A 10,745-nucleotide genomic window follows, 5' to 3' on the forward strand; every position below is an offset into this window, starting at 1 on the left:
GAGGCCTCCTGGTCGGCCGCCAACCCGGGCAGGCTGGCGGTCCTCGCCTGCTCCGAAGCATGTTCGGCGGCTTACGTGTTCGACGGAACGATGCGGACCGCCGTGGTGAACAGCCTGTTCGGCGACGGCGCCGCCGCCCTCGCGATCAGCACCGGCGAATCCTACGAAGGCGCCGGCACGGACACGCGATCCGGTGCGCCACAACTGATCGGGCGCGCCAGCTACATGATCACGCGGGCGGTGGACGCGATGCGCTACGACTGGGACGACGATGCCGGCAAGTTCAGCTTCTATCTCGACAAAGAGGTTCCCTACGAGGTCGGCGCCCACGTCGAGCGGGTCGTCGACGAACTACTCGGCGACGCCGGGCTCCGGCGCAAGGACATCGCCCAATGGATCGTGCACTCCGGCGGCAAGAAGGTGATCGACGCGGTGAAGATCAACCTCGGTCTGACCACGCACGACCTGCGCCACACCGTGAGCGTCATGCGCGATTTCGGGAATCTGTCCAGCGGATCGTTTCTGTTCTCCTATGAGCGGCTGCTGGCCGAGGGGCGCGTGGCGCCCGGCGACTACTGCGTCCTCATGACGATGGGTCCGGGATCGCAGATCGAGACCGCGCTGCTGCGGTTCTGAGCGCCGAAGGGCGAAAACCATGCTGTGGAAAGGCAATTCGTGACTGAGATGATCACCACCGAGGTGGCAGCCGACGGTGCGCTCGCACCGGAACTGACCGCGAGCGTGCTCGCGGCAGCGGTGCGGGCCGAGGACGCGTCGGCGGCCGGGGGAGAGTGCGCGGTGGTCCTGCGCATCGGCGGTGCTGCACCGGGTGCGCGATTCGCCTGGCCGGGCCCGGTCAGCGTCGGCGACGTGAACAAATGGGAAGGCGCGCTGCGCCGCCTCGAACAGGTCCCCGCGCCGGTCATCGCCCTCGTCGACGGCGACGCGTACGGGCCCGCCGCGGAGCTCCTGCTCGTGGCCGACTACCGGATCATGGCGGCGGGCACGGTCTTCGAGCTGGCGGCGAGTGACGGCGGGGTGTGGCCCGCGATGGCGGTCTACCGGCTGGCCGGTCAGGCCGGCGGTGGTCCGGCCCGGGAATTGGCGGTACTCGGCAGGGCGCTGTCGGCCGAGCGGGCCAGAGACTGCGGCCTGGTGGACGCCGTGATCGAACCCGGCGCCGATGCCGACTCGATCGCCGCGGGCGCCGCGCTGTTCGGCGCGGTCTCGGGAATCGAGATCGCGATCCGGCGCAGGTTGCTGCTCGACGCGCCGAGCACCCGGTTCGAAGACGCGCTCGGCGCGCATCTGGCCGCCTCGGACCGCGCGCTGCGACGTGAACGGGCGGCATCGTGACCATCGTCATCACCCCGCGCACGATCGTGGGTCAGCTCGACTACGACATGGCCGAATTACGTGCTGCGGCAACCGAACACGCCGCCTTGCTGGAGTCGCTCGGACCGGTTCCCGACCGGGACGAGACGGCGGCCGCCGCGGCCGCGGCCGCGCACCACGTGCTGCGCCGCCTGCGTCGGCAGTTCCTGCGACGGCACCTCGCTGTCGTCTACGGAACGGCCACCGATGACCTGCGGCGAGGTCTTCGGCTGAGCGCGCTCGCCGCGGCCGTGACTGTGCTGTATCCCGGCCTGCTCCCGAGCACCGCGCAGGTGCACGCCGACGCCGCGGTGGCGCAGCCGGCGAAAGAGGGCTGGGAGATCGATCAGGGCATCTTCTTCCAGGCCGTGTTCGCGGACCCGGTCCTCGGCAATCACCTGCTCGACGCGATGCGCGCGCCCACCGAGGCCGCCCTCGACCTGCTCGCCGACTTCCGCGCCACCGGCTCGATCACACTGCCTGCCGCGCGCCTCGAGCGCAGCGGCAGCACCTCGACGATCACGATCACCAACACCGAGTGCCTCAACGCCGAGGACAACCAGCACGTCGCCGATATGGAAACCGCGGTCGACCTGGTACTGCTCGACCCCGAGACCCGGGTCGGCGTGGTCCGCGGCGGCGTGATGGACCATCCACGCTATCGCGGTCGCCGAGTCTTCAGCGCGGGCATCAATCTCGCCCACCTGCACCAGGGCAAGATCTCCTTCCTCGACTTCCTGCTCGGACGCGAGACCGGCTACATCGCGAAGATCCTGCGCGGACACACCGAGGACGCGGCGCGCTGGCCCGCCGTCCCGACCACCAAACCCTGGGTCGCGGCCGTCGATTCGTTCGCGATCGGGGGCGGAGCACAGCTGCTCATGGTCTTCGATCGGGTCATCGCGGCGACCGACAGCTACGTCAGCCTGCCCGCCGCGCAGGAGGGCATCATCCCGGGCGTCGCGAACCTGCGCCTGGGACGATCGGCGAACTTCCGGCTCTCGCGGGAGGTGATCCTGTGGGGCCGCAAGATCTGGGCGACCGAACCGGAGGCGCGGTCGCTGATCGACACCGTCGCCGAACCGGCCGACATGGACCTCGAAATCGGCAAGGCCGCAGCCAGACTCGCCTCGCCCGCCGTGGTCGCCAACAAGCACATGCTGGTCGTCGCCGAGGAACCACAGGACGTGTTCCGCCGCTATCTGGCGGAATTCGCGCTGCACCAGGCGTTGCGGCTGTACTCCCCGGACGTCATGGCCAAGACCGAGCGGTTCGACCGCAAGGCGCCGCGATGACCACCGTGGCGCCGTCGAGCACCGTCGAGTACCGCAAGCACGGCCATCTCGCGACCGTGGAACTCAACCGGCCGCGGGTGCTCAACGCGATGAATCGCGCCATGCACGCCGAGCTGGCCGAGATCTGGGACGACATCGAAGCCGACGACGACATCTGGGCCGTCGTGCTGAGCGGGGCGGGGCGGCGGGCGTTCTCGGTCGGGCAGGACCTGACGGAACTGGCCGAGCGGATCGGCGACGGCGCCCCGACCCGGTCCTCGTTCGGCAGCGCGGGAAAGCCGGGGTATCCGCGGCTGACCGAACGCTTCTCCTTCGCGAAACCGATCATCGCGAAGGTGTCCGGGTACGCGCTCGGCGGTGGGTTCGAGCTCGCGCTCGCCTGCGACATCGTGATCGCGTCGACCGACGCCCGATTCGGGCTCCCCGAGGCGAAACTGGGGCTGATCCCGGGCGCGGGTGGGGTCTTCCGGCTGCCCCGGCAGGTGCCCTACCGCGTCGCGATGGGGCATCTGCTGACCGGCCGCCCGATGTCGGCCACCCGGGCCTACGAGCTCGGGGTGGTCAACGAGGTGGTCGACGAGTCGGAACTGGACGCGTGCGCCGACCGCTGGGCCGCCGACGTGCTCGCCTGCGCGCCCCTGTCGATTCGTGCGATCAAGGAATCCGCCGCGCTGTCGGCGAATCTGCCACTGCCCGCCGCCTTCGAGGCCGACTACCCGTGGGAGCGCGTCCGCGCCGACTCGGCCGACGCGACCGAGGGCCCACTGGCCTTCGCCGAGAAACGTCTACCGCACTGGACCGGACGGTAGGACCAGACCGACTCGATTGCTTGAGGATCTTCATGCGAACACCCGATACCTACATAGCCGCCCTCGGCTCGTTCCTCCCCTCGACCGTCACCACCGAACAGGCTGTCGCACAGGGCTTGTACTCCGCCGAGACCGCGGAGATCCACGAGCTCGGCGGCGCGGCGGTGGCCGGTCCGATCCCCGCCCCGGAGATGGCGTTGCGCGCTGCGGAAGTCGCGGTGAAACGGTCCGGTCTGGCCGCCGACGAATTCGATCTGCTGCTGTACGCCAGCACCTGGCTGCAAGGCCCGGAGGGCTGGCTGCCGCACCCCTACCTGCAACGTCATCTCGTCGGGCCGATCCCGGCGTTGGAGATCCGGCAGGGTTGCAACGGCATGTTCGCCGGCCTGTCGATGGCATTCGACTACCTGCGCGCCGATCCCGACCGGCGGACCGCGCTGTTGGTGGCGGCCGACAATTTCGGCACCCCGCTGATGGACCGGTGGCAGATGTCGGCGCTGTTCGTCGCCGGTGACGCCGCCTCCGCGGTGGTGCTGAGCAAGACCGACGGCTTCGCCCAGCTGCTGTCGGTGTGCCACACCTCGATTCCCGAAGCCGAGGAGATCCACCGGGCCAGTGAACCGATGTTCCCGCCCGGTGTCTCGCTCGGGAAGTCGCCCGACTTCTTCGCCCGGCTGCAGGAGATCACCGCCAAGGTGGCCGCAGCGCCCGATTCGCCCTTGGGCGCGGCCTTGGCGCGGGTGCGCGAGCAGATCCCGGTGGTGGTCGGCCAGGCGCTCGCCGATGCGGGCATCGAGCTCGGCGACATCGCCCGCGTCGCGTTCCTGAACTGTTCGCGCGAGGCCACCGAACAGCGGTGCATGGTGCCGCTCGGTTTGCCCATGGAGATGTCGACCTGGGAATTCGGGCGCGACATCGGCCACTGCTCGGCCAGCGACCAGATCCTGTCGTTCGAGCATCTGATCACCACGGGTCAACTCGGGCCCGGTCAGTACATGCTGCTGTTCGGCTCGGCGCCCGGCGTGCTGCTGTCGGCCGCGGTCATCAAGGTTCTGCGTGATCCGGGGTGGACCGCGTGAGCGTCCATCCCGATCCCACGTCCGTCGCATCCAGGAACGAGAACGCTATGTCCCACCCTGTCTCCGACACCGCCTCCCACACCCCGGTCGATCCGGTGGCGGTGATCGGCATCGGCTGTCGCTTCCCCGGCGGCGTCGATTCCCCCGCCGACTTCTGGCAACTGCTCTCGGCCGGGCGCGACACCTACGGCGAGATACCGCCGGAGCGCTGGTCGCGATATCGGCACCGCACACCACAATTCGCGACCGCCATCCAGAACACCGTGACCCGAGGCAGCTTCCTCGACGAGATCGAGCGCTTCGACGCCGAATTCTTCGGCATCTCCCCGCGTGAGGCCTCGCTGATGGACCCGCAGCAGCGGTTGCTGCTCGAGGTCACCTGGGATGCGCTCGAACAGGCCGGGATCGCGCCGCGAGAACTCGCGGGCAGCGAGACCGGTGTGTTCGTCGGCGTCTGCACGGGTGACTACGGTGCGCTGATGCTGGAGGACCTGGCCAGCATCGAGGCGTGGACCGGCATCGGCGCGGCGACCTGCGCTGTCGCCAACCGGTTGTCGCACTCGTTCGATCTGCGCGGACCGAGCATCGCGGTGGACACGGCATGCTCGGCCTCGCTGGTGGCGCTGCACCTGGCCGCCCAGAGCCTGCGCAACGGTGATTGCGATCTGGCGATCGTGGGCGGGGTGAACCTGATCGTCACCCCCGGCCAGACGATCACCCTCGACGCGGCGGGCGCGCTCGCCCCCGACGGCCGCAGCAAGGCCTTCGACGCCTCGGCCGACGGTTACGGCCGTGGCGAGGGCTGCGGCGTCGTGGTGCTGCGCCGCCTGGACAGCGCGCAGCGCGCGGGCGAGGAGGTGCTCGCGCTCATCCGGGGCAGTTCGGTGAATCAGGACGGCCGGACCAACGGGATCATGGCGCCGTCGGGCGAAGCACAGGCCCACGTCATGGCGCGGGCCTGCCGCAACGCCGGAATCGACCCGGCCACAGTCGATTTCGTCGAGGCGCACGGCACCGGCACCAGATTGGGCGACCCGATGGAAGCCGAGGCGCTCGCCTCGGTGTACGGATCGGTGCGTCCGGTCGGCGACCCCTGCCTGATCGGGTCGGTGAAATCGAACATCGGCCACCTCGAGGGGGCCGCGGGCGTGGCCAGTGTGATCAAGACGGTGCTGGCGTTGCGGCACGCCGAGATCCCGCGCACGCCGCTGTCGACCGAGCTCAATCCGGAGATCCCCTGGGACACTTCGGGTATTCGGCTCGCCACCGAGCACACCGCGTGGTCCGAGGGCAGCAGTCCGCGGCGCGCGGGCGTCTCGGGCTTCGGCTACGGCGGCACCGTCGCGCACCTGGTGCTGGAGGAAGCGCCCGCCGCGCCCGTGCCACCGGTCGCGCCGCCGCGGACCGAGCTCGACGGGCTCCGGCTGTTTCCGCTCTCGGCGGCCTCCGATGCAGCCCTGCGCGCGTACGCGGATCGGCTCGCGGAGTGGGTCAGCGACCGGGCGGGCGCGGTGCCGCTCGACGCCGTCGGCCGCACCCTGTCCCATCACCGGTCGCGACTGAACCACAACGCGGCCGTGGTGGCCCGCGACGAGCACGAGTTGATCGCACGACTGCGGGAACTGGCCGCCGCACGGCCGGACCCCGGCGTCGTGACGGGAACCGTGGCCGCCGAATTCGGTAAGGGCCTGGTGTGGGTCTTCTCCGGACACGGTTCACAGTGGCGCGGAATGGGGCGCGAGCTGCTCGCCGTGCCCGAGTTCGCGGCGGTGGTCGACGAGGTGGAGCCGATCTTCCTGGCCGAGATCGGCTTCTCGCCGCGACAGGTACTGATCGATGACGAGATCGACGGCGTCGACCGGATCCAGACCATGATCTTCGTGATGCAGACGGGTCTGGCCGCGATGTGGCGAGCGTACGGGGTGACCCCGGACGCCATCATCGGCCACTCCGTCGGTGAGATCGCGGCCGCCGTGGCCAGCGGGGCGCTGCCGCTCGCCGACGGCGCCCGGCTGATCTGCCGGCGCTCGATCCTGCTGCGCCGGGTCGCGGGCAACGGAGCGATGGCGATGGTGACGATGCCGTTGCAGGATGCCGACGAAAAGCTGCGCGGCAGAACAGATCTGGTCGCCGCGATTGCGTCGTCGACAGTGTCGAGTGTGCTCTCCGGTGACCCGAGCGCGATCGAGGAGGTGCTCGCGCAGTGGCCCGACGACGGGATCGGGGTGCGCCGCGTCGCCTCCGATGTGGCGTTCCACAGTCCGCACATGGACCCGCTGCTCGCCGAGCTCGCGGCGGCGGGCGCCGACCTGGACTATCGCCCGCATTCGGTGCGCATGTACTCGACCGCGCTGCTCGACGCGCGTGCCGAACCGGCGGCCGACGCCGAGTACTGGGTCGCGAACCTGCGAAATCCCGTGCGGTTGGCGGGCGCCGTCGAGGCCGCGCTGGCCGACGGATTCCGCGACTTCCTCGAGATCTCGCCGCACCCGGTCGTCGCCCACTCGATTCGGGAAACGCTCGGCGAGAGCGGAATCGACGACGCGTTCGTCGGCACGACCCTGCGTCGCGACGTGCCGGAGCAGCAGGCCTTCCTGGCCGCGCTCGGCACCGTGCACTGCCGGGGACTGCTCGTCGACCTGGACCGCCTGCAGCCGCCCGCGGCACAGGCGGATCTGCCCGGCTACGCGTGGCAGGGACGTCGGCTGTGGCACGCCCCCTCGGTGGCCGGTCGGGTCCCCGGCCAGGGGCACGCCGCGGCCTCGCACACGTTGCTCGGCACCCCGAGCACCGTCGCGGGCAGCGATCTGCGGATCTGGAACACGGTGCTGGTGGACGAGAACCGCCCCTATCCGGGTAGCCACGCGCTCAACGGCGCCGAGATCGTCCCCGCCGCCGTGCTGGTCGAGACCTTCCGGCAGGCCGGTGTGCTCGGTGACGCCGCGATCGAGCTCGCCGGGGTGGCGATGCGCCATCCCCTGCTGACCGACGGTGAGCGTGAGGTGCAGGTCGTGCACGATCCGGATCGTGGGCTGCTGCGGATCGCTTCACGGACACCGGGTGAGGACCCCGAGCAGGAAGCCGCCTGGCTGATCCACGCCGAGGCATCCTCGGTGCCGGTCGAAGCCGGGGTGCCGCTGCCCACGGCCCTGGACGACCCGGCGGCGCGCCGGATGTTCCCGGTCGAACCGGGCGTGGTCCACCAGCGACTGGCCGCGGTCGGGGTGCCCGAAACCGGGTTCGAGTGGCGTGTCGAGGAATTGCTCTTGGGCGCCGACGTGGTGCGCGCGCGAGTGCGCGTCGCGGCAGGCGGTAGCGCCACCTGGGCACCGGTACTCGATGCGGTGATGTCGATCGCGCCCGCCGCGTTCGGCGGCGAGCCGGTCCTGCGGATGGTGGTCCAGATCGATGACGTGCGCTGTGCCGGTGAGCCGGCCGACGAGGTGATCATCGAGGTGGCCCTGGATCCGAAGCGCACCGATGTCGTGGACGGGCTGGTCGCGTCGACGGACGGCACGGTGATCGCCCGGGTCGCCGGAATGGAGTATCCGGTCATCGACCGTCCGGCCGAGGACGATTCAGCGGCAGGCTCGGCCCTGTCCGGTCCGGTGCTGTCGCTGGAGAACCTGACCACCGAGCAGGTGCGGGAGCTGATCGCGGCGGAGGTGTCGGGCACGATCGCCGCCGAGATGCGCTTGCCCGATCCGGCGGATCTGAATCCGCGCCGTCCGCTGCTGGAACAGGGACTCGATTCGGTGATGACGGTGACCATTCGCAAGAAGCTCGAGAAGCGGTTCGGCCACAAGTTGCAGGCCACCGTCTTCTGGCAGCAGCCGACCGTTGTCGCGATCGCCGATCATCTGACGGAGATGCTGACGGCGTAGATCAGTGTCCTGCCGCCGTGCCGATGCCTCGATCAGGCCCGGTACGGCGGCAAGGGCCGCGTTCTGCGCCACGGCTCAAACCCGGTGGGCGTTGCGCTCGTCCCACCACGCGGGCGCGTCGACGAAGTGGTTGTCGAATTCCTCCTGGGCGGCGACGAATTCCTCATGGGTCGCCGTGCCGTGGATGAGCCGATCGAGCAGGCGGAAGTACTCGAAGCGTTCGACGCCGGGCATCAGGGCGATGAGGATGCGCGCGCCGCTGTCCGGGGTGGCGCCGAAGGCGTGCGGCATCTGCCGTGGGACGACCAGCGAGCCGCCCGCGCCGACGGTGAGGATGCGATCGCCCGCCATGACCTGGAGTTCGCCGTCGGCGACATAGAACAGCTCGTCGGAACGGGTGTGGAAGTGCGGAGCGGCGCCGTCGGCACCCCGCGCCATGGTGACCTCGAGGGTGCTCACCGCGCCGTCGCTGGCGTTCGCGTCGGTGAGCAGGCGCATCCGCACGTTCTCGGTGCCCAGTGTCTCGGCATCCTCGGGAAGGCAGAGGGCGATGTCGCGGGTGTTCGTCATGACCATTCCGTTCGTCGGTTGATAATTCGCTACCGAACTATATCCCAGCGAATAGAATCGTGTCCATGGATGAACGCGAACCGGACGTGGTGGATGCGATCACGGCGCAGTGGCAGCGGGAGCGACCCGAGCTGGAACTCGAGGCGATGGCGGTCTTCGGCAGGCTCGGCAGGCTGATGAACATCGCCATGGCTCGGATCGAAAACGTCTTCGCCGCACACGGTTTGCAGCGCGGTGAGTTCGATGTGCTGGCGGCACTGCGTCGTTCGGGCTCGCCCTTCGAGCTCAACCCGTCGGTGCTCGCCGACACTCTGATGCTGTCGCGCGCGGGGATGACCGGCCGCATCGACCGGCTCGAAGCGGCGGGCCTGGTCCGCCGCATCGCCGACCGCGAGGATCGTCGCGCCGTGCGGGTGGCGCTCACCGAGGAGGGGCGGGCGCTGGTCGACACGGTGGTCGTGGCGCACACCGAGAACGAGACGGCGATGCTGTCGGTGTTGACGTCCGCGGATCGGGCCGCCCTGGACCGGATCTCGCGAACCCTGCTCGATGGCTGGGCGAGCTGACCCGCCGATCCCGGCCGGGGAAAGGGCGCCCCGTGGTGATCCCGCCGTGCGCAATCGGGGAAAGTTCGGTGGCCATGGAGGCGGGAATCGAACCCGCGACATCCGTCCTGTGGAGTCGGCGTTCTACCTGCTGAACTACTCCATGGCCACGCCGAGCCTAACTCAGGATTCCTTGCGCCGCACCGAGGCTTCGACGAGATCCAGTACGGCGGAAAGGTTTTCGTTGGTGTGGCCCGAAGCGATGCGGGCGATGAGGCCGTCGAGAACCAGGTCGAGGTAGCCGAGCAGGACGTCGGTGGGGACGTCGTCGCGCAGGGCTCCGGCGGCCTTGCGACGCTCCAGGCGGGCGAGCGTCGCGGCGGTCAGTTCGGCCGAACGCTGGGTCCAGCCCGCGCGGAATTCGGGGTCGGTGCGGACTCGGCGCGCGATCTCGAGGCGGGTGCCCAGCCAGTTGAATTCCTCCGGGCGGGCGAGCATATCGCGCATCACCTGGACGATGCCCTGGTTGGCGGCGACTTCGGCCATGCGTTCGGCGTCGTCCTTGGCCAGGGCGAAGAAGAGCGCGTCCTTGTCACGGAAATGGTGGAAGATCGCACCGCGGGACAGGCCGATGGCCTCCTCCAGGCGGCGCACGGTGGCGCCGTCATAGCCGTATTCGGCGAAGCAGCGTCGTGCACCGTCGAGGATCTGGCTGCGGCGCGCGGCGAGGTGGTCGTCGCTGACCTTGGGCATGATTCCTCCAACTAGCGGATACACGGACCCCCGCCCCGGCGAACCGAGACGGGGGCTGTCGCATTATTCATGGGCACACGAATGCCCTTGTGGCGCAACATCTCACGATGTCACGCCACCGGATCGAGCAGTTAGCCGCGGATCATGTTGCGCAGCACGTACTGCAGGATGCCGCCGTTGCGGTAGTAGTCGGCCTCACCGGGGGTGTCGATGCGCACGACCGCGTCGAACTCGGTGACCTTGCCGTCTTCGGCGGTGGCGGTGACCTTGACGGTCTTGGGGGTGACACCCTCGTTGAGGGCGGTGATGCCCGCGATGTCGAAGGTCTCGGTGCCGGTCAGGCCCAGCGACGCGGCGGACTGCCCGGCCGGGAACTGCAGCGGCACAACGCCCATGCCGATCTGGTTGGAGCGGTGGATGCGCTCGAACGACTCGG

9 protein-coding genes, 1 tRNA gene and 1 pseudogene are annotated in these 10,745 nt (G+C 69.6%); 7 read left to right on the top strand and 4 right to left on the bottom strand.

What is annotated here, in order from left to right:
• From ACFWF3_RS10295 to ACFWF3_RS10320, 6 genes are all read left to right on the top strand, one after another.
• Positions 1-636, top strand: a 636-nt coding sequence (locus tag ACFWF3_RS10295) for a 3-oxoacyl-[acyl-carrier-protein] synthase III C-terminal domain-containing protein (RefSeq protein WP_379313373.1), incomplete at its 5' end; no start/stop codon positions are given.
• A gap of 48 nt (positions 637-684) precedes the next feature.
• The gene (gene dpgB / locus ACFWF3_RS10300; RefSeq protein ID WP_378995349.1) at positions 685-1,356 is read left to right on the top strand and encodes an enoyl-CoA-hydratase DpgB; all 672 of its coding nucleotides are present in this window, start codon (positions 685-687) and stop codon (positions 1,354-1,356) included.
• Positions 1,353-2,669 (top strand): (3,5-dihydroxyphenyl)acetyl-CoA 1,2-dioxygenase DpgC, encoded by a 1,317-nt coding sequence (gene dpgC / locus ACFWF3_RS10305; RefSeq protein WP_379313374.1) that lies wholly within the window; start codon positions 1,353-1,355, stop codon positions 2,667-2,669. Before dpgB ends, dpgC begins: the two co-directional genes overlap by 4 nt.
• A complete protein-coding gene (gene dpgD / locus ACFWF3_RS10310) occupies positions 2,666-3,478 on the top strand; it encodes an enoyl-CoA-hydratase DpgD (RefSeq protein ID WP_379313376.1) in 813 nt (270 codons plus the stop codon). The genes dpgC and dpgD overlap by 4 nt, the downstream gene beginning before the upstream one ends.
• A gap of 32 nt (positions 3,479-3,510) precedes the next feature.
• A complete protein-coding gene (locus tag ACFWF3_RS10315; protein ID WP_379313378.1) occupies positions 3,511-4,557 on the top strand; it encodes a ketoacyl-ACP synthase III family protein in 1,047 nt (348 codons plus the stop codon).
• Positions 4,558-4,604: 47 nt separating this feature from the next.
• Positions 4,605-8,441 (top strand): type I polyketide synthase, encoded by a 3,837-nt coding sequence (locus ACFWF3_RS10320; protein WP_379313380.1) that lies wholly within the window; start codon positions 4,605-4,607, stop codon positions 8,439-8,441.
• Between the two features lie 75 nt (positions 8,442-8,516).
• On the opposite strand, the gene ACFWF3_RS10325 is transcribed toward ACFWF3_RS10320, so the two are convergent.
• The gene (locus ACFWF3_RS10325) at positions 8,517-9,011 is read right to left on the bottom strand and encodes a cupin domain-containing protein (RefSeq protein ID WP_378995291.1); all 495 of its coding nucleotides are present in this window, start codon (positions 9,009-9,011) and stop codon (positions 8,517-8,519) included.
• Between the two features lie 65 nt (positions 9,012-9,076).
• Between ACFWF3_RS10325 and ACFWF3_RS10330 the strand changes: the two genes are divergently transcribed.
• Positions 9,077-9,577, top strand: coding sequence for a MarR family winged helix-turn-helix transcriptional regulator (locus tag ACFWF3_RS10330; RefSeq protein ID WP_379313382.1), 501 nt, complete (start codon positions 9,077-9,079; stop codon positions 9,575-9,577).
• 69 nt (positions 9,578-9,646) lie between these two features.
• Here ACFWF3_RS10330 and ACFWF3_RS10335 read toward each other — a convergent pair.
• The 3 genes and pseudogenes from ACFWF3_RS10335 to acnA all read right to left on the bottom strand — a co-directional run.
• Positions 9,647-9,722: transfer RNA gene (locus tag ACFWF3_RS10335), tRNA-OTHER, on the bottom strand.
• Between the two features lie 17 nt (positions 9,723-9,739).
• Positions 9,740-10,309: a helix-turn-helix domain-containing protein gene (locus ACFWF3_RS10340; protein WP_358072240.1), complete on the bottom strand. Its 570-nt coding sequence runs from the start codon at positions 10,307-10,309 to the stop codon at positions 9,740-9,742.
• 131 nt (positions 10,310-10,440) lie between these two features.
• Positions 10,441-10,745, bottom strand: a pseudogene (gene acnA / locus ACFWF3_RS10345) (aconitate hydratase); the annotation flags it as partial.

Origin of the sequence: Nocardia sp. NPDC060220, assembly GCF_042727815.1 — a bacterium.
Lineage (GTDB): Bacteria > Actinomycetota > Actinomycetes > Mycobacteriales > Mycobacteriaceae > Nocardia.

Excerpts from the sequence above, each read along its gene's own strand:
- dpgB (WP_378995349.1), top strand. The coding sequence starts at position 685 with ATGATCACCACCGAGGTGGCAGCCGACGGTGCGCTCGCACCGGAACTG.
- dpgD (WP_379313376.1), top strand. The coding sequence starts at position 2,666 with ATGACCACCGTGGCGCCGTCGAGCACCGTCGAGTACCGCAAGCACGGC.
- ACFWF3_RS10315 (WP_379313378.1), top strand. The coding sequence starts at position 3,511 with ATGCGAACACCCGATACCTACATAGCCGCCCTCGGCTCGTTCCTCCCC.
- ACFWF3_RS10320 (WP_379313380.1), top strand. The coding sequence starts at position 4,605 with ATGTCCCACCCTGTCTCCGACACCGCCTCCCACACCCCGGTCGATCCG.
- ACFWF3_RS10325 (WP_378995291.1), bottom strand. The coding sequence starts at position 9,011 with ATGACGAACACCCGCGACATCGCCCTCTGCCTTCCCGAGGATGCCGAG.
- ACFWF3_RS10330 (WP_379313382.1), top strand. The coding sequence starts at position 9,077 with ATGGATGAACGCGAACCGGACGTGGTGGATGCGATCACGGCGCAGTGG.
- ACFWF3_RS10340 (WP_358072240.1), bottom strand. The coding sequence starts at position 10,309 with ATGCCCAAGGTCAGCGACGACCACCTCGCCGCGCGCCGCAGCCAGATC.